Below are 22,550 nucleotides of genomic sequence, written 5' to 3'. Positions count from 1 at the left end.
CGCCGATTACTTCAGCTTGGCAAAGGCCCGCTCAGCCGCATCGAGGGTGATCTTCAGCTCGGTCTCGCCATGCACGATCGAGGTGAAGCCTGCCTCGTAGGCGCTCGGCGCCAGGTAAACACCGCCTTCGAGCATCAGGTGGAAGAAGCGCTTGAAGCGTTCCACATCGCTGGCCATTACGTCGTCGAAGGTGACGATGTCATCGGCGCCGGTGAAGTACAGGCCAAACATCGCACCCGCTTGAGTGGTGACGAACGGCACGCCAGCAGCATCGGCGCGCTGTTGCAGGCCGTCCAGCAGCTTGCTGGTGAAGGCGCTCAGCTCATCATGGAAGCCTGGGCGACTGATCAGCTTCAAGGTGGTCAGGCCGGCAGCCATGGCCAGCGGGTTGCCCGACAGGGTACCGGCCTGGTAGACCGGGCCCAGCGGCGCGATGCATTCCATGATCGCGCGCTTGCCGCCAAAGCAACCCACCGGCATGCCGCCGCCAACGATCTTGCCGAACGTCGACAGGTCAGGGGTAATGCCGTAGTGCCCTTGGGCGCCGCCGAGCGAGACGCGGAAACCGGTCATCACTTCGTCGAAGATCAGCACCACGCCATGCTTGTCGCACTGCTCGCGCAGGCCTTCGAGGAAGCCCGGCGCCGGGGGCACGCAGTTCATGTTGCCGGCAACCGGCTCGACGATGATGCAGGCGACGGTCTGACCGACGTCGGCCAGGGTCTTCTCGACCGCGGCAATGTCGTTAAATGGCAGGGTCAGGGTGTGTTTGGCGAAGTCTGCCGGCACCCCGGCCGAGCTTGGCACGCCCTGGGTCAGCAGGCCGGAACCGGCCTTGACCAGCAGGCTGTCGGAGTGGCCGTGATAGCAGCCTTCGAATTTGATGATGGCGTCGCGACCGGTGTAGCCACGGGCCAGGCGGATCGCGCTCATGGTCGCTTCGGTGCCGGAGCTGACCATGCGCACCATTTCCATCGATGGCACCAGCGAGCAGACCAGGTCGGCCATCTCGGTTTCCATGGCGGTCGGGGCGCCATAGGACAGGCCGTGCTCCAGCTGCTTGCGCACCGAGGCCAATACCTCTGGATGGCTGTGGCCGAGGATCATCGGCCCCCAGGAGCCAACGTAGTCGACGTAGCGCTTGTCATCTTCATCGATGACATAGGCACCTTCTGCGTGCTTGAAGAACAGCGGGGTGCCGCCAACGCTCTTGAACGCACGCACGGGCGAGTTGACGCCACCGGGGATGTGCTTCTGGGCTTGGGCGAACAGGGTTTCGGAACGGGACATGGAAATCTCTCTTGAATCAGGAAGCGAACAGGGCGTTGAAGGCGCGGGCGCGGCGGGTCACTTCCCGGGCGTCGTCGGCACCAAACAGGCCATGGATCACCGCCAGCAGGTCGGCGCCGTGGGCGACCAGCGGGGCGGCGTTGTCGAGGGTGATGCCACCGATTACCGCGATCGGCAGTTTCACCTGGGCGCGGGCCTGCGCCAGCAGCTCGAGGCTGGCGGCCGGCGCGCCGGGCTTGGTCACGGAATTGAAGAAGCGGCCGAAGGCCACATAGCTGGCACCTTCAGCGGCGGCCTGCGCGGCCAGGTCGAGTTGGGCGTGGCAGGTCGAGCCAATGATCGCATTGCGCCCAAGCAATGCGCGGGCGGGGGTCAGCGGCCCATCGGTTTGCCCCAGGTGCACGCCAACGCCAAGACGCGCGGCAAGATCGGCGTCGTCATTGATGATCAGCTCCGTGCCGTAGCGCTCGCAGAGCGCTTTGAGCGCCTCGGCCTCACGCAGGCGCTGGGCCTGGTCGCTGCTCTTGTCGCGGTACTGCAGCAGGCGGACACCGCCTTCGAGCGCCGCTTCGACATGGGACAAAAACCGGCCGGCGAGCAGCTGGCTGTCGGTGATCGCGTACAGACCGCGTAGCTTCATTTCATGCCTCGTGTGCGTCAATCAGGAACAGAAGTCCAAGGGCAGTCGGCGTGGCACGAACTGGCCGCGGCCAAGTTGCTCGGCGTCGCGTAAGGTCCGCCAGGTGTAGTCCAGAGCGCTGCGTACGGCACTCTCGAGCTGCTCGCCAAGGGCCAGGCGACCGGCCAGGGCGCTGGCCAGGGTGCAACCGGAGCCATGGTAGCTGCCTGGCAGGCGCTGGCATTTCCAGGTATGGCTCTGGCCGTCGCGGCTGTACAGGCGGTTGTGGATTTGCTCTTCATCGCCGTGACCGCCGGTAATCAGCAGGTGTCTACAGAACGGCAGGAGTTTTTCCGCGCATTGGTCGGCAGTGCCTTCGGGCAGTTCGGCGAGGATGCGCGCTTCGGGCAGGTTCGGCGTGGCGATGGTCGCCAGCGGCAACAGTCGCTCGCGCACGGCATAGCCGACTTCGTCCTTGCCCAGGCGGCCGCCACCACCGGCGCGCAGCACCGGGTCGCAGACCAGCGGCAAGTGCGGGTGCGCGGCGAGCAACTCGGCGACGGTGTCGACCATCTCGATCGAGCCGAGCATGCCCAGCTTGACCGCAGCGACCGTGGAGTCGGCGAGAACGGCGTTGGCCTGGGCCAATACCCACTCGCGGTCGAGCACGCGGAAGTCGGAAACGTTGACGGTATCCTGGACGGTCAAGGCTGTCACGGCGGGCGCGGCGTGACAGCCTTGAGCGATCAGGGCTTCGATATCTGCCTGCAGGCCGGCGCCGCCACTGGGGTCGTGGCCGGAGAGACAGAGGACAACGGGGCGGGAACTGTAGGTATTCATGGTCGGCGAGCTTACCACCAAACCTATTTGCGCGAAGCGCCCGGCATATGGATTTTGTTGATCAAGTGGTCAGGATTTGTTTTTGTGCTGGCTTGAAAGTATTGATTTAGAGCCTTTCTGGTAAATTTACCAGTGGCTGATGGCCACCCCGGGAAGCTATGCTAGAGTGCACGGATAACTCGATAAACAGGCTCTGCCGCATACCGTCGTCTCAAAGGGAAGGGAGGCCGCCGCGACGCGATCGGACAGACCATGCTGGGGCTGTAATGCGCTATTTGCTGATTGTGCTTCTGGGCTACTGGCCCGTGCTCGCCGGAGCGGTCGATTTCGACGACGCTACCCGGCGTCTGCCTTTGGGCAAGGTCATGCAGGTCTTCGAAGACCGCGCAGGCACCGCCAGCATTGCCGAGGTCAGTTCGCCGGCCTGGGCCAATCGGTTTCACCAGCACCAGGATGATGTGCTCAACGCCGGTTATTCGACCTCGGTGTTCTGGCTGCGCATCGACTTGCGCTACAACGCGCCGAGCACGCAAAGCAGCCGCCCGTGGTTGCTGGAGCTGGCTTATCCGCCCCTCGATCACCTGGAACTGTATTTGCCTGATGGCCAGGGCGGTTATCGCCTCGCGCAGCGCACTGGCGATGCCTTGCCCTACGCGACCCGGCAGATCCTGCAAAATAACTACCTGTTCGAACTGCCCATGCAGCCGGGGCAGGCGACCACGGCTTATCTGCGCCTGCACAGCCAAGGCTCGATCCAGGCGCCGCTGACATTGTGGTCGGTCAATGCCTATATGGAGGACCAGCCAACCCGGCTGTATGTGCTGGGCATGATCTACGGCGTGCTGCTGGTGATGTTGGTGTACAACCTGTTCATCTACATCAGCGTGCGCGATGTCAGCTATCTGTATTACATCCTCTATATCGCTTCGTTCGGCATGTACCAGGTGTCGGTCAACGGTGCCGGGGTCGCGTATTTCTGGCCTGACAACCCGTGGTGGGCCAATGCGTCGACGCCGCTGTTCATTGGCGCCGCTGGGTTGTTCGGCTGTCAGTTTGCCCGCCACTTCCTGCGCCTGGGCAGGCTCAGCCGAGGGTTCGATCGTCTGCTGCAGGTATTGATGGTCGGTGGCGCAGTGGTCATGGTGCTGGCCGTGACCTTGCGCTACGGAGTGGCGCTGCGCATGGCCACGGTGCTGGCGCTGTTGTTCACGGTGAGCATCTTCACCGCTGGGCTGTACGCCTGGTGGAGCGGTTTGCGCGTGGCGCGCTGGTTCATCATTGCCTGGACGGCGTTTCTGCTCGGCGGGCTGGTCAACACGCTGATGGTGCTCGGCTACCTGCCCAACGTATTTATCACCATGTATGCCAGCCAGTTGGGTTCGGCGCTGGAAGTGGCGCTGTTGTCGCTGGCCCTGGCCGACCGCATCAACAGCTTGCGTGAGCAGCAAGCACAGACCCTGCGCGAAACTGGCCGTACGCTTGAGCAGTTGAACCAGCAATTGGCCAGGAGTAACCGCCTCAAGGACGAATTCCTGGCCACGGTCACCCACGAGTTGCGTACGCCGATGAATGGTGTAATCGGCTCGCTGGAACTGATGCATACCCTGCCGATGAACGCCGAGCATGCCCAGTACCATCGCACCGCCGCAGGTTCGGCGCAGGACATGATGGCCATGGTCGACGACATCCTCATCCTCACTGAGCTGCAAGCGGGGCGCTTGCGTGCGCAGAACGTACCCTTCAGCCTGCGTCGTCAGCTCCAGGACTTGCGTGCCGGATTTGCCGGGCAAGCCTTGGGCAAGGGCCTGTACCTGAGCTTGGATATTCCGGCTGACCTACCTGATGAGTTGCTTGGCGATGCGCAGAAACTGATGCGCTGCCTGGCTTGCCTGGTGGATAACGGCTTGAAGTTCACCCATCAAGGTGGGGTGATGATCCAGGTCCGCGGACGCCGGGTAGGGCCTGATAGCCTGGCGGTGTCGTTCATCGTCAGTGACAGCGGGATCGGCTTCGATGATCTGGACCAGGCGATTCTTTATCAGCGCTTCTTCCAGGTGGATGGCTCGATGACTCGGCGTTATGGCGGGTTGGGGATTGGCCTGTCGATCTGCCGGCAATTGGGCGAGTTGATCGACGGCAGGTTGTCGCATGAGTCGACGCGGGGGTTGGGCAGTCGGTTTGAGTTGAGTCTGAATTTGGCGGTGGCGCAGGTGCAATTGCCTTCTGGGCGGGCGGCACGGCTTTAGGTTGTTGGGGTCGCTGCGCGTCCCATAGCGGGCAAGCCAGCTCCTACATAGGCATTTTTGTCACTTTGACTGAAGGCCAAGCGGTGCTTCACTGGGACTCTCAGGCCCACCCGGATCCAGGAGCCCCCGATGACCCTGCACCAGTACGCCGAAACCCACGAAGTGACCAACCAGCCGCCTTCTCTGGATGGCGCCAACCTCTACCGCCTCGATCTACCCTTGCAGCAATGGTCGCGGCATTTCGGTGCCGGCTGGGCCGAGTCACGGATCGATGCCTACGGCGCCCTGGCGGGCGGCCCGCTGATGGCCGCAGGCTTTCTGGCCAACGCGCACAAACCCGAATTCAGCAGCCACGACCGCTACGGCCATCGTATCGACCTGGTCGAGTTTCACCCCGCCTATCACGAGCTGATGCGCACTGCGGTCGAACATGGACTGCCGTCGCTGCCCTGGGCCGAGCCTCGCCCTGGCGCTCACGTGGCCCGCGCGTCGATGACCTACCTGCACAGCCAGGCCGAAGCCGGTACCGGTTGCCCGCTGACCATGACCTTCGCCGCCGTGCCGGCGCTGCGTCTGCAACCTGAGTTGGCCCAGTACTGGCTGCCCAAGGTGCTGGCGCGTGAATACGATCCGCGCAATGTCGGCGACCGGCACAAGGTTGGGGTCACCCTGGGCATGGCCATGACCGAGAAGCAGGGCGGCACCGATGTCCGGGCCAATACCACTCGGGCGTATCCGGTGGGGGCGCCTGGGCCGGGCCAGGCCTACGAACTGGTCGGGCACAAATGGTTCTGCTCGGCGCCGATGTGCGACGCCTTCCTCACCCTGGCCCAGACCGACAAGGGCCTGAGCTGCTTCCTGCTGCCACGCCACCGGCCGGATGACAACCGCAACCAGTTCTATATCCAGCGCTTGAAGAACAAGCTGGGCAACTGCTCCAACGCCTCCAGCGAAGTCGAGTTCCGCGGTGCCTTGGCCTGGATGATCGGCGAAGAAGGCCGCGGCGTGCCGACCATCATCGAGATGGTGGCGATGACTCGCTTCGACTGCATGGTCGGCTCCAGCGCCCTGATGCGCCAGGCGCTGACCCAAGCGGCGCATCACTGCGCCTACCGCAAGGTGGGCGGGCGGGTGCTGAGCGAGCAGCCCCTGATGCAGAACGTGCTCGCCGATCTGGCCCTGGAGAGCGAAGCGGCGTTGGCCCTGAGCCTGCGCATGGGCCAGGCGCTGGATCAGTTGGACGACCCACAGCAAGCGCACTTCGCCCGGCTGGTGACGGCGGTGGGCAAGTACTGGATCTGCAAGCGGGCGCCAGCGATGATCAATGAAGCCGCCGAATGCATGGGCGGCGCAGGCTATGTCGAAGACAGCATCCTGCCGCGCCTGTACCGCGAGGCGCCGGTCAACTCCACGTGGGAAGGCTCGGGCAACGTGCAATGCCTGGATGTGTTGCGGGCGTTGTCCAAGGAGCCTGGGGTGCTCGATGCACTGTTCGTCGAACTGGGCGATGGCCACGGTGATCCGCGCTTGGCGGCGCATATCGGCAATCTCAAGGGCGCGTTTGCCGATACCGACGATATCCAGTACCGGGCGCGCCAGCTGACCGAGGATATAGCCATCGCGTTGCAGGCCAAATTGCTGCTGGAGGCCGGCAATAGCGTTGTCAGCGATGCGTTTATCGGTAGCCGGTTGGGTGGCGGAGGGCGGGTGTATGGCGCGCTGCCGCGTGGGGTAGATGTCCAGGCGTTGGTGACGCGGGCTACGCCAGTGTGGTCGGCCTGAGCCGCCTGCATCGCGGGGCAAGCCCGCTCCCACTAAACTCACAGGCAATAGAGGGTGCGTGGGAGCGGGCTTGCCCCGCGATGAGGGCCGAACAGACTTGCGGGGATGTAATTGCCCGCGAAGGCAGGCAAGATGGAAGCTATGCATGTCATAAGACAGGAAGCCCAGCGTGAGCCAAGCGTTTGTAGTCGTTGATACCCCCGAACAGGCCGTCGACCGTCTGGCGGCTTTGCATGAACAGGCCACCGGGGCCCTCAGCCAGGCCCTCAAACGTTACCTGAAAGATCGCACCGAACCGGATGCCGAAGAGCGCAATCTCTACCGCTATCCCGCGCTGCGCCTGACCTACTACAGCCATGGCGAAGTCGCCGCGACCACCCGCGCCTATGCCAAGGTCCAGGTAGCCGGTACCTACAGCGTCACCATAACCCAGCCAGCAGCGTTTCGCGGTTATCTGCTCGAGCAACTGCGCCCGCTGATGCACGACTACACCGTGACGGTGGAAGTCGGTGTCAGCGAGCAGAACATCCCGTACCCGTACGTGGTCGAGCAGGGTGACGAACTGGCCGGCACCGGCATTACCGCCGCCGAACTTGCGCGGGTGTTCCCCAGCACCGACCTGTCGGCCGCCACCGACAACATCGCCGATGGCCTGTGGGACTGGGGCAACGCCGAAACGCTGCCGCTGGCCCTGTTTGATGCCGCCCGCGTGGACTTCTCCCTGCGTCGCCTGGTGCACTACACCGGTAGCGACTGGCGCCACGTGCAGCCGTGGATCCTGCTGACCAACTACCATCGCTATGTCGACCAGTTCATCGGCCATGGCCTTGAGCAACTGCGCGAAGATCCACGCTTCGTGCGCATGGTCCTGCCCGGCAACGTGATCATCGAAAAGGGCATGGATGACGGCGAGACCCAGGCGCTGGTCGCCAGCGTGGTGTGGCACCGCTACCAGATGCCGGCCTACCACTTGATTGCCGCCGATGGCGATGGTGTCACCTTGGTCAACATCGGCGTCGGTCCATCCAACGCCAAGAACATCACCGACCACCTGGCCGTACTGCGCCCGCACTGCTGGCTGATGATCGGTCACTGTGGCGGCCTGCGCCAGTCGCAGACCATCGGCGACTACGTGTTGGCCCACGCCTACATGCGTCGCGACGGCATTCTCGACCGGGTGGTGCCGCCGAACATCCCCATTCCGGCCCTGGCCGAAGTGCAACTTGCGCTGCAGGAAGCTGCTGCGCAAGTCACTGGCGAGCGTGGCGACGAGCTGAAAAAGCGCCTGCGCACCGGCACCGTGCTGACCTACGACGACCGCAACTGGGAGCTGCGCTGGGCCCAGGAACGGCCGCTGATCAACCTGTCGCGGGCGGTGGCGGTGGACATGGAAAGTGGCACCATTGCCGCCCAGGGTTATCGCCTGCGCGTGCCGTACGGCACCTTGCTGTGTGTGTCCGATAAGCCGCTGCACAGTGAAATCAAGTTGCCAGGCTCGGCCAACGCCTTCTACAACCGGGCGGTCAGCCAGCACCTGAAGATCGGCATTGCCGCGCTGGATCTGCTGCGCACCGAGCTCAATTCGCTGCACTCGCGTAAACTGCGCAGCTTCGATGAGCCGCCGTTCCGCTGAGGATCCATGCCCCTGCCACCCCGTTCCAAGCCGCGCCGCCCCCAGGCGCGGCCTGCTGCCGGCCCGCGTCGCCAAGCCAAGGCGCCGCCGGCCGAGCCGCGCCTGATCCTGTTCAACAAGCCATTTGACGTGCTGACCCAGTTCAGCGACGGCGAAGGGCGCGCGACGCTCAAGGATTTCATCGATATCCCCGGCATCTATCCGGCCGGCCGGCTGGATCGCGACAGTGAAGGGCTATTGCTGCTGACCAATGACGGCCGCTTGCAGGCGCGCATTGCCGACCCCAAGCACAAGCTGGCCAAGACCTACTGGGTGCAAGTGGAGGGCGAGCCGACTGAGCAGCAGCTCAAGCAGCTGCGCGAGGGTGTTGAACTCAATGACGGCGTGACCCTGCCTGCCGAGGCTCGGCAGTTGCCTGAGCCGCAGCTGTGGCCGCGTAATCCGCCGGTGCGGTTTCGCAAGAGCGTGCCAACCAGCTGGTTGGAGCTGGTGATTCGTGAGGGGCGTAACCGGCAAGTCAGGCGCATGACGGCGGCGGTTGGCTTGCCGACCTTGCGCCTGGTGCGAGTGCGAATTGGCGAGTGGACCCTGGACGGGTTGGACCAAGGCTGCTGGCGTGAGGTTGCGGCGAAGCTGTAGGTCTTGGGTAGTGCTGGCGCTATCGCGTACGGGGGGGGGCAGTCTGCCCCTCAGACGCCTTCGATCATCCCCACCACGATGGTCTTGATGATAAACGCCAGCACTCCGAGCCCAAGCACGAAGAACAGGATCAGCGTACCGAAGCGCCCTGCCTTGGACTTCTTCGCCAGGTCCCAGACGATGAAGCCCATGAAGCCGATCAGGAGGGTGACCAGGATGATCATCATCCACTCTTCGAATTTTGCAGGATCCATCGGTGCTCTCCGGACAGGCTGAAGCGGCGGATTATACGCCCGGCTTCAAGGGCTGTTAACGCAAGTGGGTCAATGGCAGCTCAGTGCTGGCCAGCACCTGATTGAGCACGAAGCTCGAGCGCACGCTGGTGACGCCTTCAATACGGGTCAGGCTGCCGAGTAGTAATTTCTGGTAGTGGTCCATGTCCGGTACCACCACTTTGAGCTGGTAGTCGGCGTCCATCCCGGTAACCAGGCTGCACTCGAGCACCTGCGGCAGGCTGCGCACGGCAGTCTCGAAGGTTTCGAAACGCTCGGGGGTGTGTCGGTCCATGCCGATCAGCACGTAGGCGGTCAGGCTCAAGCCAAGCTTCTTGCGGTCCAGCAGCGCCACCTGGCGCGAGATGTAGCCGTCGTCTTCGAGCTGCTTGACTCGACGCGAGCACGGCGAGGGCGACAGGCCGATGCGTTCGGCCAGTTCCTGGTTGGAGATGCGCGCATCGCGCTGCAATTCGGCAAGGATGCTCAGGTCGTAGCGGTCGAGTTTGCTCATGGAAGGGGCCTTTTCTATGCGGATTGCGGCGAATTATCAATCCAGGGTTAAAAATTGCGCAAGTGCTATTTATCTGAGCAATCTTCGCAATCCTCTGCTGGTGCCTTGCCGGTATCTTTATCACCAGAATCACTGCCCGGACATCAGTCCACGGCGACCGGCCCAGGAGGCCGCTCGCGGCCCGCCATCCAACAGGATCCGCCGGCCCCCGGGCTACACACGGTTTACCAGACCGAGTGAGGTGAGCCGGCGCCATAAGCGCCGAGCACGGACGACAATTCGCAAAGGGAGGCCATTGGCCTCCCTTTTTTCATGTCTGGATTTTCATCTGCCTGCCAGGAGGTCGCGGTAGACTGCCAGCAGGTTCATTGCCGTATTCGAGAGGGACAACATGAGGTCGCGCATCTGGCAGTTGGCAGGTGTTGGTTTGCTGGGGATGGGCGTCAGCCTGGGGGTGCTGGCCCAGGGGCCGGGCGATGGGCATGGCGGGCACGGACCGCAGGATCCGAACTCCGGCGGCGCTGGCAGCTCGCCGCTGAACTCGCGAGACGAAGCGCGCCAGACCCAGCCTGCGCGCCAGGGTTATTACCAGGACATCCCGCGGCGCAATGGCGATGACCGCTACTGGCAGGCCGGTGGGCCGGGGCAGCGCCCAGGCGATAACTGGCCGGGGCGGCCTGATGGGCATGGCAATGGCTGGGGGCCGGGGCCGCAGTATCGGCCTGGGCATGCGATCGAGCGCTTCCCGGATCGCTACTGGAAGGTGCCGTACCGCGGGCAGGATTACTTCTACTCAGGCGGCTACTGGTACCGGCCGCATGGCGCTGGCTATGTGGTGGTGCGTCCGCCCTATGGCGTGCGGGTCACCTACCTGCCGTCGTATGCCCAGGAGGTCTGGCTCAGTGGCGCGTTGTTCTTCCTGGTGGCCGACACCTACTACCGGTACCAGGCTGACAGCCGCGAGTACGTGGTGGTCAACCCGCCTGCCAGTGGGCCGGTGCAAGCGCCGCCGGCGGGCAATGGCTACGATGTGATCGCTTATCCCAGCTATGGGCAGACGCCACAGCAGCAGGACCAGGATCGCTACCAGTGCCATCGCTGGGCGGTGGAGCAATCCGGGTTCGATCCGGCGCAAGCCAGCTATGCACCGGCGGCGAATGTCGCCGATACCTATCGGCGGGCGCTGGGGGCCTGCTTGAGTGGGCGCGGCTACAGCATCAACTGAGTGCGCTATCGCGGCAAGCCCGCTCCCACGCTGTTCTGAACTGCGCCCCAGATAATGGATGGGTCCAACATCTGGGGCGCAGCTCATTCAGGCGAAATCGATGGTGTGGGAGCGGGCTTGCCCCGCGATAGCAAATTACACAGGATCAGCATGCACCATCACATCGGCCTGTGGATAACGCTCGCGGATCACCGCTGATGCCTGCACGCACAGCTCATGGGCATCATGCAGCGCCAACTCGCCAGGCAACTCCAGGTGCAACTGCACGAACCAGTAACTGCCAGACACCCGCGTGCGCAAATCATGCGCACCGCGCACGCCGGGAATCGCGCAGACCAACTCCAGCATCCGCTCACCCACGTCTGCCGGCAGCTCCTTGTCCATCAGAATCGCAGTACTTTCCCGAGCGATCTGAATCGCGCTCCAGAGAATGTACAACGCGATCCCCAGTCCAAACAGCGCATCCAGCTGTGGCCAGCCAAAGCCTGCCAGCAGCAGCGCCAAGAGAATGCTGCCGTTGAGCAGCAGATCGGAGCGGTAGTGCAGTGAGTCGGCGCGCACCGCAGTGGAGCCGGTGGCACGGATGACCTTGCGCTGAAACGCCAACAGCGCCAGCGTCAGGATCAGCGACAACACCATCACCGCAATACCCGCAGCAGTATCCCCCAGCGGCTGCGGTGTGCGCAGGCGCTCCACCGCCTGCACGCCGATCAGCACCGCACTGACGCCAATGAACAGCGCCTGGGCCATGCCCGCGAGCGCCTCGGCCTTGCCGTGGCCAAAGCGATGATCATCATCAGCCGGGCGCAGCGCGTAGTGCACCGCCAGCAGGTTGAGCAATGACGCCACCGCATCGAGCGCCGAGTCGGTCAGCCCCGCCAGCAGGCTGACCGAGCCACTCAGCCACCAGCCCACGGCCTTGCTCAACACCAGGATACTGGCCACTGCCAGCGAGGCACGGGTGGCCAGGCGCAGCAGGCGTTGCTGTTCTGCGGTTGGGGTCATGCGGGCGGCAAAGTCCTTGTGCGAATCAGGCGGCCGGTACCAGGCCGTAGGCAGCCAGTTGCTCGACGCTGCCGCGATGCTGGATCAGTCGCGGGTCGTTCAGCGGCAGGCGCTGGCCCAGTTCGCTTTCGAGGATAGCCTGCAGCTTGGCGTTGTCGACCTTGCCATCGGCATCGATCGCCGGCTTGAGCTTGGCCGGATCGACCTGCGCGGTAGTGCCGCCTGGGTAGTAGATGGCGCCGGTCGCGAAGTCGATGCCAAAGGCGATCAGCCCTGGGATCACGTAGAACAGAATGCCGACGGCATCGAGGGCGGCGACCACCGGGTCGATCTTGCCTTCGATCTGGCCGCGGCGGTCTGGATAGAACAGCGTGCCGCAGGCCGTCAGCTGGGTCAGCAGGGTGGCGACTAGAACGCCACCGATGACACGGGATGGAATGCGCATGTAAATCTCCGATGGAAAGTCGCAACGATCGCGGCGAACGGCCGCTATCGACCATTATGACCATGATAGGTCCTGGCCGGTTCGCCGTTATACTCGGCGGCTCGTTCGAGGACCACCATGATTTCATTACCAATCGATGCCGTATTGCCCGCGCTGCGCCAGGCGCTCAGCAGCCGCCACGAAGCCGTGCTGGAGGCGCCGCCCGGCGCTGGTAAGACTACTCGCGTGCCGCTGGCGCTGCTCGATGAGCCGTGGCTGGCGGGGCAGCGCATCGTCATGCTCGAGCCGCGCCGGCTGGCTGCACGGGCGGCAGCCGAGCGGCTGGCCAGCGAGTTGGGGGAGAAGGTCGGCGAAACGGTTGGCTACCGGATTCGGCTGGACAGCAAGGTCGGCCCCAGTACGCGGATCGAAGTGGTCACCGAAGGCATCCTCACCCGCCGCCTGCAAGCGGATCCGGCCTTGGAAGGCGTTGGCCTGCTGATCTTCGACGAATTCCATGAGCGTTCGCTGGATGCTGACCTGGCGCTGGCGCTGAGTCTCAATGGCCGCGAGCTGTTGCGCGACGATCCGCCGCTGAAGATCTTGCTGATGTCGGCGACCCTGGAAGGCGAGCGCCTGTCACGGCTGCTTGATCAGGCTCCGGTGGTCAGCAGCGAAGGACGCATGCATCCGGTGGATATTCAATGGGGGCGGCCGTTTCAGCCCGGTGAGTTCGTCGAACCACGGGTGGTCGACTGCGTACTGCAGGGGTTGGCCGAGCAATCCGGCAGCCTGTTGGTGTTCTTGCCCGGGCAGGCCGAGATCCGCCGCGTGCATCAATCTCTTCAGGACGCGCTAGGCGAGCGGCCAGACATCCTGCTGTGCCCGCTACATGGCGAACTTGACCTCAATGCACAACGGGCTGCCATCGAGCCTGCGCCTGCCGGCCTGCGCAAAGTGGTGCTGGCGACCAATATCGCCGAGACCAGCCTGACCATCGACGGCGTGCGGGTGGTGATCGACGCAGGCCTGGCGCGGGTGCCGCGCTTTGATCCGGGCAGCGGCATGACCCGCTTGGACACCCAGCGCATCTCCCGCGCCAGCGCCACCCAGCGCGCCGGACGGGCTGGGCGGCTTGAGCCTGGCGTGTGCTACCGCTTGTGGTCCGAGGCCCAGCATGAGCAGTTGGCCGCGCACGGCAGCGCCGAGATCCTCCAGGCAGACCTGGCAGGCCTGGCCCTGCAACTGGCGCGCTGGGGTGTGACGCCCGAGCAACTGCGCTGGCTCGATCAACCACCGAGCGCCGCCTACGCCCAATCGCAAGACCTGCTGGCGCGCCTTGGTGCGTTCAAGCCCGGCAGCCGCGACAGCCTGAGCGAGCATGGCCAGGCGATGGCTGAGTTGCCGGCCCATCCGCGCATCGCCCATCTGTTGTTGCGCGGCCAACACCTTGGCCTGGCTGATATGGCCTGCAATGTTGCCGCATTGCTCGGCGAGCGCGATATCCAGCGCGGCGGCGGCGCTGACCTGCATACTCGACTGGCGCTGCTCAGTGGCGAAAGCAGGCTGTCACGAGGCGGCCAGGGTGGGGTACAACGCGCTCGTCAGCTAGCCCGCCAATACCGTGGCCTGCTGCGTGGCAAACCGGTCGCCGCTGTGGCTGACCCTGAGCATCCGCGCTGGCTGGGCGCCTTGCTGGCGCTGGCGTATCCGGACCGGGTCGCCCAACAACGGCGCGAAGGCGGCGCCGAGTATCGCCTGGCCAACGGCCGCGCCGCGCTGTTTGCCGAAGTCGATGGGTTGATGAAGTGCCCATGGTTGGTGATTGCCGATCTGGGCAGCCGCCAGGGCCAGCGCGAAGAGCGGATCTACCTGGCGGCCGAGTTCGATCCTGGCTTGTTCGAAGAGGTGCTCGCCGAGCAGGTCGAAACCCTCGATCTGCTCGACTGGGATGAGCGCGAACAGGTGTTGCGCGCCGAGCGTCAGCGCAAGGTCGGCGAGCTGGTGCTCAGCCGTGAAGCCTTGCCTGGCCTGAGCGACGAGGCTCGGGCGCGGGCCTTGCTCGGCTTGGTTCGGCGCAAGACCCTAGCGCTGTTGCCATGGACGCCAGCGCTCCGCCAGTGGCAGGCCCGCGTTGCCTTGCTGCGCCAGTTGGATTTGCAGAAGAGCGCGGAGAGTGAATGGCCGGATCTGTCTGACGAGGCGCTGCTCGCGAGTCTGGAGGACTGGTTGCAGCCTTATTTGGGCAAGGTCTCGCGACTGAGCCACTTCGCCCAGCTGGACCTGTCCTCGATCCTGCGCAACCTGCTGCCCTGGCCGCTGCCGCAGCGCTTGGACGAATGGGCGCCAGAGCACCTCAATGTGCCATCGGGCTCCAACATCCGCCTGGACTACAGCGAAACTCCACCGATTCTGGCCGTGCGCCTGCAAGAGCTGTTCGGCCTGGCCGACACGCCGCGCATCGCCCAAGGCCGCCAACAGGTCAAGTTGCACCTGCTGTCGCCAGCGCGGCGGCCGGTGCAGGTGACGCAGGATCTGGCCAACTTTTGGCGCACCACCTACGCCGAAGTGAAGAAAGACCTCAAGGGCCGCTACCCCAAACATTACTGGCCGGATGATCCCTTGGTCGCGGAAGCGACGGCACGCGCCAAGCCCCGCGGCCGATGAGGGGCGTAGCGGGGGCCTTTGTTGAAATCAGTGTGAGCGCACGATCATGAACTCATGCGGTACGCCTTCGCCGATGGTCAGGTGAGCAGTGGTTAGCCCGGAGACTGACTCGATTTTCACCTGGTGACCCTGATGATCACGGATCAGGCAGCGCAGCTCACCCTTGGACCATTCCAACGGCTGCAGCTTCCAGTAATCCAACTCGTCTGTCCGGTCGTACAGCCCCAGGTAGCCGTTGTCGCTGATACCCAGCTTGCGGCGGCTATTGGATGCCAGGGCCACTCTGAAATGCAGGCGATTCTCGCCTCTTGAGTGGAATCGAAAGAGAAACAGCGAAGGGCCTGCGCTGCCGCCGACCTTGAGCCAGCCATCGTCGACATGGATATCGACGCCAAAGCTCAGGTCGTGATGGGTCTTGAAGGGGTGAACTGGGTAGCGTTTGCCGTCCTCTAGCAAATAGATGCCGCCGATAAAAGACTGACCATCGGCCCAGTGGTTGATAGGTTGCGGTTCGTTCATAGCCTGCGTCCCTGTGGATGAATGTCGGCACGGTAGGCGAGGGACGTGCAGGGCGGCAGGCTGAACGATTTCTCCGGCGAGCTGCTTTTCCTGGGCAGCGCTGATTGACTTAGCGCGCTTTGGGCAAGACCAACTGGGCGCTGACCGGCAGATGATCGGAGATCTGCAAGGTGTCTTCGTGCAGCACGCGCGCCTCCATTCGCTGCAAGCGCGGACTGTGCAGCAGGTAGTCGAGCGTGCGGTCAGGGCCGCTCACGGCCGGGTCATTGGGGAAGTGGGTGAGCCAGGCGTCGCGCTCGGCGCCGCTGGCTTCGGCATTACTGGGGATCATCGGGTACTTGTCCCACAGCAGGTGCAAGTCGCTGTCGGCCGGGTAGTTACCGCGCTGGGCCGGTGGCAGGCGACGGTACTGGCCCAGCGGCAACAGGTTGAAGTCGCCGCCAATCAGCCAAGGAGTGCCCTGTGTTTCCAGGCGATCGAGCACTTTGCTGACGTGCGCCACTTGCCGTCGTTGCAGGTCGCTGCCTGGCCGGTAGGGCGACAACCGCGTATTGAGCACCGCCAGACGGCCGCCATCGGCCAGCGGCAGATAGCTGACTAGCAGGGCCGGTTGCGGCTCCAGCAGGCGGGCCAGGGCGTTACTGGCGGTATTGGGCAATTGCAGGCGCTCGGCCTTGGCGATCGGGTACCGGCTGAGGGTTGCCAGGGTACGGCCGACGCTGCCGGCGATGTGCCGGTCGGGGACGAAACCGGCTTTCCATTCATCGGTCTGCACCGCGCAGGGGTACAGGTCGGCCAGACGCTCGCGCAGCAGGGCCAATTGATCCTGGTAGTCGCTGGCCTTGGCGTCCTTGTCCAACTCCTGCAACAGGACGATATCGGGCTGTTCGGCGCGGATCACGCGCGCCACTTCATCGAGGTTGAACGCCAGGTCTTCACGGGTGGGGCGGGTGTCGCTGCCGCGGCCTTGGTCGTACCAGAACACATAGCGCTTGCCGGCCAGGTACTGGACGTTCCAGCTCATCACGCTCAAGGTCTGCCCGGGCTGCAGCGGCTGGCCAGGGCCTTGGCAGGCGACTGCCACCGATTCGCGGGGGGAGGGCTGCCAGCTCAGGTGCTCAGCGAGCAGCCAGAGCAAGGCCAGCATCAGCAGCAGGAACAGCAGGACGTTGCGCAGTAGTCGGGTCATCGGCTCGGCTTGTCGGTGCGGATCGCGCCAGCATAACCGAGCCGTTCGTCGCCAGGCCAGCTCAGGCGCCGGCGTCGGCTTCCAACAACATGAAGATGCGGAACAGCACCACGCTGCTGAACAGCTGCAACAGGCCGCTGAGGCTGTCCATGGCCAGTTGCACGCCTGGTTGTGGCTGCGGGAAGGCCATCATCAGCAGACCGTCGAGCAGCCACACCGGCGCCAGCGAGGCGAACACGCAGACCAGGATGCGCATGAAGTGCCCGGTGGTCATCCGTGCGCTCTCGCGCATCGACTGCACCACGGGCAAGCCGCGCAGCACCAGCAGGTATTCGGCGAACACCAGGTTGATCATGATCCAGATGCCGGGAAACACGAACAGCGCCAGGCCCGCCATGATCAGCAGGGTACTGATCATGATCAGCAAGGCCAGCTGCGGCCACAACTGCAGGGCACGGGCGAACAGGTTGCGCTTGAGGATGTCCTGGCCCTGGGTGCGGGTGTCGAGGTAGAGGATCAGCGCTGCGCTGTACAGCGGATACAGCAGCAGGCTGACCAGCATGCCGTAGGCCGGCGACGCCTGTTCGCCGAGCTGGCGGTACAGCAGCTGGGTGAGCAGGGCCTCGAGCACGATCAACGGCAGGCAGAGCTGGATGATGCTCGCCAGGTGACGGCGGAAAAAGTACAGGGAGTCGCGCAGAACGCTCAGCGGATTCATCAGTCAACATCGCTTGGCTGTAAAAGCAGGGGCGTAACTTTAGCCCACTCAAGGCCTGGCTGAAAAAAGTTTCACGCGCCCGCTGATTGAATCCCGCGCCTGCGCCCCCCATCTTTGACGCTGTCCGATGTCCCGCTTGCCCGCACGAGGTAGCCCATGAACACTGAAGAACAAACCCTGATCGACGGCCTGTTTGGCCGCATCAAGCAAGCCGAAGACCCCAGCCAGCCGCGCGATGCCCAGGCCCAGGCGTGCATCGAGGAACATGTGCGCCAGCAGCCGGCGGCGCCTTACTACATGGCCCAGGCGATTCTCGTCCAAGAGGCAGCGATCAAGCGCCTCGATGAGCAGAACAAGCAGCTGGAAAACGAACTCAAGCAGGCCCGCGCTCAGCTCGAGGCCAGCCGGGGTGGTAGCAATGGCGGCGGCTTCCTGTCGAGCATCTTCGGTGCCGGTAGCCGCGCACCTGCTCCGCAACCGCAACGCACTGTCGCACCAGGTGCCAGCGCTGGTGGCTGGCGCGAGCCGTCGGCACCGGGTTACGCGCAAGCGCAGCCACAGCAGGCGTCGGCCTTCAACGCCGCGCCCGCACGCAGTGGTGCCAGCAGTTTTCTGGGCGGCGCCATGCAGACCGCTGCCGGGGTCGCGGGTGGGGTCTTGCTGGCACAGGGCATCAGCAGCCTGTTCAACCATCATTCGCAACCTGAGGAAGTGGTCGAAGTGATCAAGGAAGAGCCAGCCCCGGCCAGCGATTCGGGCGGCTGGAATGACCAGGCCGGCCAGCAGCAGGTGGCCGACAACGGCGGCTATGCTGGCGATCAGGGCGGCTTCATGGACAGCGACTACGGCAACGACGACGGCGGCTTCTTCGCTGACGACGACACCTTCGTCTGAGGCCTCTGGCATACTGCTGAGCATGCGGGGTTGCACGCCAACCCCTTTCTCGCAGGATTACCCAAGGGTTGTGTGGTGAAAAAGATCGCGCTGTTCGCCGATGTGCAGAACCTCTACTACACCGTCCGCCAGGCCCATGGCTGCCATTTCAACTACACCGCACTGTGGGCCGAGGTCAGCCGCCAGGGGCAGATCGTCGAGGCGGTGGCCTATGCCATCGACCGCGGCGACAGCAAGCAGCAGCAATTCCAGCAGATCTTGCGTAACCTGGGCTTCGAGGTGCGCTTGAAACCCTACATCCAGCGCAGCGATGGCTCGGCCAAGGGCGACTGGGATGTGGGTATTACCCTGGATGTGATCGAGGCGGCGAGCCGGGTCGACCAGGTGGTGCTGGCCTCGGGTGATGGCGACTTCGACTTGCTGCTGGAGCGAGCGATCCAGCGCTATGGGGTCGAGGCCGTGGTGTATGGCGTGCCCGGGCTGACGGCGTTGTCGCTGATTCGCGCGGCCACTGAGTATGTGCCGATCGAAGGCTCGCTGCTGCTGCGTCATTGACTGAGCACGCTATCGCGGGGCAAGCCCGCTCCCACGCAGAGCCAACTTGGCGTGGGAGCGGGCTTGCCCCGCGATAGCGTCAGGCCAGACACCACAAAACTCAGCTCTTTTTGCCATTGCCAGCGAGTTGCTGCAACGGCACCCGCCGCTCCACCGCACTTGAAAGAATGATCGAGGTCTTGCTGAAGCCCAGCTGCGATACCCGATTGATCAGCGCCTCCAGCTCACTCATCGACCCCACTGCCGCCTGCATGATCACGCACGGATCGCCCGTGACCCGATGACACTCGGTGAGCTCGGGAATCCGCGCCAGCTCATCGTAAGCCTGCTGGTTGCCATGGCTGGCCAGGCGTAGCTCGATCACGCACTGGATCGGCAGGCCGATCTTTTCCAGGTCCACCTTGGCCGTATAGCCGGTGATCACCCCGCTGGCCTCAAGCTTGGCCACCCGCTCGGCCACCGCAGGTGGTGAAAGATTCACCTGTCGTGCCAGCTGCGCGTAAGTGGCCCGGCCGTTTTCCAACAGGGCGGCAAGGAGCATGCGGTCGTACTTGTCCATGACGGATTTGGCTCGTTTCAGGCAATCAACGGTAAAGGCACCCAATAACCATTCATTGCAAAGTGTGTGGGTAATTTAAACGTGTTTTGTAACTTAAGTTTGCGCAAGGCCCTTTCTAAACTAAGTCACCCGTAAACGGATTTCGAGTGTTTTCCTCATGCCTGCCTCCCGTCGTGTTCCCTGGTTGCTCATCGGTGCCTTTCTTGCCCTGTATCTGGTCTGGGGCTCGACCTACCTGTTCATCCGCATTGGCGTCGAATCCTGGCCGCCGATGATGATGGCGGGGATTCGCTTCGTGATCGCCGGCAGCCTGTTGTATGGCTTTTTGCGCTGGCGCGGGGTGCCGGCCCCAACCTGGCCGCAATGGCGCGCGGCCGGGGCGATTGGCTTTTTGCTGCTCAGCTGTGGCAACGGCGGGGTGACCCTGGCCGAGCATGCGGGCGTCGCCTCCGGGGTGGCAGCGTTGGCGGTGGCCACGGTGCCGCTGTTTACCCTGGTGTTCGGTCTGTTGTTTGGCCATCGCAACTCGCGCCTGGAATGGGCGGGCATCTGCCTCGGATTGGCCGGCATCGCCATGCTCAACCTGGGCTCCAACCTGCAAGCCAGCCCGATGGGCGCGGCGCTGATCCTGTTTGCCGCCGCTGCCTGGGCGTTTGGCTCGGTATGGAGCAAGAGCCTGCCGCTGCCCCAAGGGCCGATGGCCAGTGCAGCCGAGATGTTGGTTGGGGGCGCGGCGCTGCTGATTGGCAGTGCAGTCAGTGGCGAACGCTTGACCCAGATGCCAACCGCCGCTGGCTGGGGCGCATTGGCGTACCTGGTGTTGTTCGGCTCGATCCTGGCCTTTAGCGCCTATATGTACTTGCTCAAGAACGTACGCCCGGCGGCGGCCACCAGCTATGCCTACGTCAACCCGGCCGTGGCTGTGCTGCTCGGGATCGCCTTCGCCGGTGAAACCATTGGCGCCGAAGAATGCGTGGCGATGGCGGTGATCATCGGCGCGGTGGTGCTGATTGGCCTGCCGCAGTGGCGCAAGGCGCCCGAGCAGCCAGCGCCGCTGAAGGGCGAAATGTGCAAATAGGCGCGCGTCTGTGGGGCGGCGGGTGCGGCCCTATCGCGACACGAGGGTACTGGCGCAGGTAAACTGCCGCCTTCGCTGAACCCCCTGACGGTATTGCCATGAATTTCGCCAAACTCGGCCTGATCGAACCTTTGCTGCGCACCCTGCAGCAGCTGGACTACACCACCCCCACCCCGGTCCAGGCCCAGGCCATCCCCGCCGTACTGGCCGGCCGCGACCTGATGGCCGCGGCCCAGACCGGCACCGGCAAGACTGCAGGCTTTGCCTTGCCAGTGTTGCAGCGCCTGGCGTTGGAAGGTGAGAAGGTCGCCAGCAACTCGATCCGCGCCCTGGTGCTGGTGCCGACCCGCGAGTTGGCCGAGCAGGTCCATGCCAATATCCAGGAATACGCCGAGAACCTGCCGGTTTCCACTTATGCGGTCTACGGCGGGGTAAGCATCAACCCGCAGATGATGCGCCTGCGCCGGGGTGTCGATTTGCTGGTGGCGACCCCCGGTCGCTTGCTCGACTTGTTCCGCCAGAACGCGGTGAAGTTCGGCCAGGTGCAGACCCTGGTGCTCGACGAAGCCGACCGCATGCTCGACCTGGGCTTTGCCGAGGAGTTGCAGTCGGTGTACGCCGCGCTGCCGCGCAAGCGCCAGACCCTGTTGTTCTCCGCCACCTTCTCCGATCAGATCCGCATGCTCGCGGGCCTGGCCCTGAATGATCCGCTGAGCATCGAAGTCAGCCCCCGCAACGCCACCGCCAGCACGGTCAAGCAGTGGCTGGTGCCGGTCGACAAGAAGCGCAAGGCCGACCTGTTCTGCTACTTGCTGCGCAAGCAGCGCTGGAGCCAGGTGCTGGTGTTCGCCAAGACCCGTAACGGGGTCGATCAGTTGGTCGAGCGTCTGCTGGGCGAGGGGGTGAATGCCGATGGCATCCATGGTGATCGGCCGCAAGCGACTCGCCAACGCGCGCTGGACAGCTTCAAGGCACGCGAGATTCAGGTGCTGGTGGCCACCGATGTCGCTGCGCGCGGGCTGGATATCGACGATCTGCCGCTGGTGGTCAACCTCGACCTGCCGATCGTCGCCGAAGATTATGTGCACCGCATCGGCCGTACCGGCCGGGCGGGCAACAAGGGCGAAGCGATTTCGCTGGTGTGTGCCGATGAAGTGCAGATGCTCTCGGCGATCGAGACCCTGATTCGCCAGACCCTGCCGCGCCATGAAGAGCCAGACTTCATCCCTGATCACCGGGTGCCGATGACCGATGCCAGTGGGCAGGTGATCAAGAAGCCGAAAAAGCCCAAGAAGCCCAAGGAAAACAGCGCCAAACGCGGTTTGGGCAAGTGGATGGACAGTACCGAGTCGGGGACTTCGGCGCCGACCGTCAAGGCGGTACGCAAGGTGCCGAGCTTCAATGGTGGGCCGCGTAAGCGCAAGCCTTGAGATCCGGCCCATTGCAGGCTCCCTCAGCGCCTACAGAGGGTGGTGAAGCAGCAGTGTGTCAGTGCAGGCCCCTTCGCGGGCAAGCCCGCTCCCACAGGGATTTGTGCTGGCAGGGCGGGTTAAGTTGTGTCAGTGCCAGCCAGCAAGGGCAGGTACTGACACCACAAAACAGTTGATACACCAGCAATCCCTGTGGGAGCTGGCTTGCCGACGGGTTTAGTTGTGTCAGTGCCAGCCAGCAAGGGCAGGTACTGACACAACAAACAGTTGATACACCAGCAATCCCTGTGGGGGCTGGCTTGCCGACGGGTTTAGTTGTGTCAGTGCCAGCCAGCAAGGGCAGGTACTGACACCACAAAACAGTTGATACACCAGCAATCCCTGTGGGGGCGGGCTTGCCGACGGGTTTAGTTGTGTCAGTGCCAGCCAGCAAGGGCAGGTACTGACACCAC

The 22,550-nt window shown here is 63.9% G+C and carries 21 protein-coding genes; 10 read left to right on the top strand and 11 right to left on the bottom strand.

Translation table 11 applies throughout. From position 1 onward, the window contains the following. Positions 1-6 precede the first annotated feature (6 nt). Genes hemL through ACI2JX_RS19815 form a run of 3 tightly spaced genes read right to left on the bottom strand, consistent with a single transcriptional unit; the run spans position 7 to position 2,749 of the window. Complete coding sequence (gene hemL / locus ACI2JX_RS19825) at positions 7-1,290, bottom strand: glutamate-1-semialdehyde 2,1-aminomutase (RefSeq protein ID WP_264236648.1); 1,284 nt, start codon at positions 1,288-1,290, stop codon at positions 7-9. Positions 1,291-1,306: 16 nt separating this feature from the next. Beyond that, on the bottom strand, positions 1,307-1,930 hold the full coding sequence (gene thiE, locus ACI2JX_RS19820; RefSeq protein WP_404690828.1) for a thiamine phosphate synthase: 624 nt from the start codon (positions 1,928-1,930) through the stop codon (positions 1,307-1,309). Positions 1,931-1,951: 21 nt separating this feature from the next. Continuing rightward, positions 1,952-2,749, bottom strand: coding sequence for a hydroxymethylpyrimidine/phosphomethylpyrimidine kinase (locus tag ACI2JX_RS19815; protein ID WP_264236650.1), 798 nt, complete (start codon positions 2,747-2,749; stop codon positions 1,952-1,954). A gap of 266 nt (positions 2,750-3,015) precedes the next feature. Here ACI2JX_RS19815 and ACI2JX_RS19810 point away from each other — a divergent pair, with 266 nt between their 5' ends. From ACI2JX_RS19810 to ACI2JX_RS19795, 4 genes are all read left to right on the top strand, one after another. Further along, positions 3,016-4,995, top strand: coding sequence for a 7TM diverse intracellular signaling domain-containing protein (locus ACI2JX_RS19810; protein ID WP_404690827.1), 1,980 nt, complete (start codon positions 3,016-3,018; stop codon positions 4,993-4,995). Positions 4,996-5,124: 129 nt separating this feature from the next. After that, a complete protein-coding gene (locus tag ACI2JX_RS19805) occupies positions 5,125-6,777 on the top strand; it encodes an acyl-CoA dehydrogenase family protein (RefSeq protein ID WP_404690826.1) in 1,653 nt (550 codons plus the stop codon). Positions 6,778-6,946: 169 nt separating this feature from the next. Then, positions 6,947-8,410 carry an AMP nucleosidase gene (gene amn, locus ACI2JX_RS19800; protein ID WP_264236654.1) on the top strand — a complete coding sequence of 488 codons (1,464 nt, stop codon included), beginning with the start codon at positions 6,947-6,949 and terminating at the stop codon, positions 8,408-8,410. Between the two features lie 6 nt (positions 8,411-8,416). Further along, complete coding sequence (locus tag ACI2JX_RS19795) at positions 8,417-9,049, top strand: pseudouridine synthase (protein ID WP_264236655.1); 633 nt, start codon at positions 8,417-8,419, stop codon at positions 9,047-9,049. Positions 9,050-9,099: 50 nt separating this feature from the next. Here ACI2JX_RS19795 and ACI2JX_RS19790 read toward each other — a convergent pair whose 3' ends face one another. Both ACI2JX_RS19790 and ACI2JX_RS19785 read right to left on the bottom strand, forming a co-directional pair. After that, positions 9,100-9,303, bottom strand: coding sequence for a DUF2788 domain-containing protein (locus ACI2JX_RS19790; RefSeq protein ID WP_264236656.1), 204 nt, complete (start codon positions 9,301-9,303; stop codon positions 9,100-9,102). Positions 9,304-9,358: 55 nt separating this feature from the next. Next, positions 9,359-9,835 carry an Lrp/AsnC family transcriptional regulator gene (locus tag ACI2JX_RS19785; protein ID WP_186556691.1) on the bottom strand — a complete coding sequence of 159 codons (477 nt, stop codon included), beginning with the start codon at positions 9,833-9,835 and terminating at the stop codon, positions 9,359-9,361. A gap of 391 nt (positions 9,836-10,226) precedes the next feature. Between ACI2JX_RS19785 and ACI2JX_RS19780 the strand changes: the two genes are divergently transcribed. Further along, positions 10,227-11,060 carry a DUF6515 family protein gene (locus ACI2JX_RS19780; RefSeq protein ID WP_264236657.1) on the top strand — a complete coding sequence of 278 codons (834 nt, stop codon included), beginning with the start codon at positions 10,227-10,229 and terminating at the stop codon, positions 11,058-11,060. A gap of 135 nt (positions 11,061-11,195) precedes the next feature. On the opposite strand, the gene ACI2JX_RS19775 is transcribed toward ACI2JX_RS19780, so the two are convergent. Then, on the bottom strand, positions 11,196-12,065 hold the full coding sequence (locus ACI2JX_RS19775; protein ID WP_404690825.1) for a cation diffusion facilitator family transporter: 870 nt from the start codon (positions 12,063-12,065) through the stop codon (positions 11,196-11,198). 25 nt (positions 12,066-12,090) lie between these two features. Then, positions 12,091-12,510 (bottom strand): polyribonucleotide nucleotidyltransferase, encoded by a 420-nt coding sequence (locus ACI2JX_RS19770; RefSeq protein WP_404690824.1) that lies wholly within the window; start codon positions 12,508-12,510, stop codon positions 12,091-12,093. 117 nt (positions 12,511-12,627) lie between these two features. Here ACI2JX_RS19770 and hrpB point away from each other — a divergent pair, with 117 nt between their 5' ends. Next, positions 12,628-15,156, top strand: a complete 2,529-nt coding sequence (hrpB, locus tag ACI2JX_RS19765; RefSeq protein WP_404690823.1) for an ATP-dependent helicase HrpB — start codon at positions 12,628-12,630, stop codon at positions 15,154-15,156. A gap of 27 nt (positions 15,157-15,183) precedes the next feature. Here hrpB and ACI2JX_RS19760 read toward each other — a convergent pair whose 3' ends face one another. From ACI2JX_RS19760 to ACI2JX_RS19750, 3 genes are all read right to left on the bottom strand, one after another. Then, positions 15,184-15,675, bottom strand: coding sequence for a hypothetical protein (locus ACI2JX_RS19760; protein WP_264236661.1), 492 nt, complete (start codon positions 15,673-15,675; stop codon positions 15,184-15,186). Between the two features lie 109 nt (positions 15,676-15,784). Further along, entirely contained in the window at positions 15,785-16,864 is a 1,080-nt protein-coding gene (locus tag ACI2JX_RS19755) for an endonuclease/exonuclease/phosphatase family protein (protein WP_404690822.1), read from the bottom strand. A gap of 61 nt (positions 16,865-16,925) precedes the next feature. Continuing rightward, complete coding sequence (locus ACI2JX_RS19750; RefSeq protein WP_264236664.1) at positions 16,926-17,582, bottom strand: YciC family protein; 657 nt, start codon at positions 17,580-17,582, stop codon at positions 16,926-16,928. A gap of 156 nt (positions 17,583-17,738) precedes the next feature. Between ACI2JX_RS19750 and ACI2JX_RS19745 the strand changes: the two genes are divergently transcribed. Next, positions 17,739-18,476: a DUF2076 domain-containing protein gene (locus tag ACI2JX_RS19745; protein WP_368972924.1), complete on the top strand. Its 738-nt coding sequence runs from the start codon at positions 17,739-17,741 to the stop codon at positions 18,474-18,476. 75 nt (positions 18,477-18,551) lie between these two features. Next, complete coding sequence (locus tag ACI2JX_RS19740) at positions 18,552-19,031, top strand: NYN domain-containing protein (RefSeq protein ID WP_264236666.1); 480 nt, start codon at positions 18,552-18,554, stop codon at positions 19,029-19,031. 100 nt (positions 19,032-19,131) lie between these two features. Here the strand turns inward: ACI2JX_RS19740 and ACI2JX_RS19735 are convergent, their stop codons facing one another. Next, complete coding sequence (locus ACI2JX_RS19735) at positions 19,132-19,590, bottom strand: Lrp/AsnC family transcriptional regulator (RefSeq protein WP_186556701.1); 459 nt, start codon at positions 19,588-19,590, stop codon at positions 19,132-19,134. A 157-nt stretch (positions 19,591-19,747) separates the two neighbouring features. Between ACI2JX_RS19735 and yedA the strand changes: the two genes are divergently transcribed. Both yedA and ACI2JX_RS19725 read left to right on the top strand, forming a co-directional pair. After that, positions 19,748-20,668, top strand: coding sequence for a drug/metabolite exporter YedA (gene yedA / locus ACI2JX_RS19730; RefSeq protein WP_312152906.1), 921 nt, complete (start codon positions 19,748-19,750; stop codon positions 20,666-20,668). A gap of 98 nt (positions 20,669-20,766) precedes the next feature. Further along, entirely contained in the window at positions 20,767-22,098 is a 1,332-nt protein-coding gene (locus tag ACI2JX_RS19725) for a DEAD/DEAH box helicase (RefSeq protein WP_186556703.1), read from the top strand. Positions 22,099-22,550: the final 452 nt, after the last annotated feature.

This window comes from Pseudomonas sp. NPDC088890 (genome assembly GCF_044900155.1).
GTDB lineage: Bacteria > Pseudomonadota > Gammaproteobacteria > Pseudomonadales > Pseudomonadaceae > Aquipseudomonas > Aquipseudomonas urmiensis.
This window is presented reverse-complemented; position numbering and strand designations above follow the sequence as displayed.

Bases quoted from the DNA above. Each gene is read 5' to 3' on its own strand.
- hemL (WP_264236648.1), bottom strand. From the start codon at position 1,290: ATGTCCCGTTCCGAAACCCTGTTCGCCCAAGCCCAGAAGCACATCCCC.
- thiE (WP_404690828.1), bottom strand. From the start codon at position 1,930: ATGAAGCTACGCGGTCTGTACGCGATCACCGACAGCCAGCTGCTCGCC.
- ACI2JX_RS19815 (WP_264236650.1), bottom strand. From the start codon at position 2,749: ATGAATACCTACAGTTCCCGCCCCGTTGTCCTCTGTCTCTCCGGCCAC.
- ACI2JX_RS19810 (WP_404690827.1), top strand. From the start codon at position 3,016: ATGCGCTATTTGCTGATTGTGCTTCTGGGCTACTGGCCCGTGCTCGCC.
- ACI2JX_RS19805 (WP_404690826.1), top strand. From the start codon at position 5,125: ATGACCCTGCACCAGTACGCCGAAACCCACGAAGTGACCAACCAGCCG.
- ACI2JX_RS19795 (WP_264236655.1), top strand. From the start codon at position 8,417: ATGCCCCTGCCACCCCGTTCCAAGCCGCGCCGCCCCCAGGCGCGGCCT.
- ACI2JX_RS19790 (WP_264236656.1), bottom strand. From the start codon at position 9,303: ATGGATCCTGCAAAATTCGAAGAGTGGATGATGATCATCCTGGTCACC.
- ACI2JX_RS19785 (WP_186556691.1), bottom strand. From the start codon at position 9,835: ATGAGCAAACTCGACCGCTACGACCTGAGCATCCTTGCCGAATTGCAG.
- ACI2JX_RS19780 (WP_264236657.1), top strand. From the start codon at position 10,227: ATGAGGTCGCGCATCTGGCAGTTGGCAGGTGTTGGTTTGCTGGGGATG.
- ACI2JX_RS19775 (WP_404690825.1), bottom strand. From the start codon at position 12,065: ATGACCCCAACCGCAGAACAGCAACGCCTGCTGCGCCTGGCCACCCGT.
- ACI2JX_RS19770 (WP_404690824.1), bottom strand. From the start codon at position 12,510: ATGCGCATTCCATCCCGTGTCATCGGTGGCGTTCTAGTCGCCACCCTG.
- hrpB (WP_404690823.1), top strand. From the start codon at position 12,628: ATGATTTCATTACCAATCGATGCCGTATTGCCCGCGCTGCGCCAGGCG.
- ACI2JX_RS19760 (WP_264236661.1), bottom strand. From the start codon at position 15,675: ATGAACGAACCGCAACCTATCAACCACTGGGCCGATGGTCAGTCTTTT.
- ACI2JX_RS19755 (WP_404690822.1), bottom strand. From the start codon at position 16,864: ATGACCCGACTACTGCGCAACGTCCTGCTGTTCCTGCTGCTGATGCTG.
- ACI2JX_RS19750 (WP_264236664.1), bottom strand. From the start codon at position 17,582: ATGAATCCGCTGAGCGTTCTGCGCGACTCCCTGTACTTTTTCCGCCGT.
- ACI2JX_RS19745 (WP_368972924.1), top strand. From the start codon at position 17,739: ATGAACACTGAAGAACAAACCCTGATCGACGGCCTGTTTGGCCGCATC.
- ACI2JX_RS19735 (WP_186556701.1), bottom strand. From the start codon at position 19,590: ATGGACAAGTACGACCGCATGCTCCTTGCCGCCCTGTTGGAAAACGGC.
- yedA (WP_312152906.1), top strand. From the start codon at position 19,748: ATGCCTGCCTCCCGTCGTGTTCCCTGGTTGCTCATCGGTGCCTTTCTT.
- ACI2JX_RS19725 (WP_186556703.1), top strand. From the start codon at position 20,767: ATGAATTTCGCCAAACTCGGCCTGATCGAACCTTTGCTGCGCACCCTG.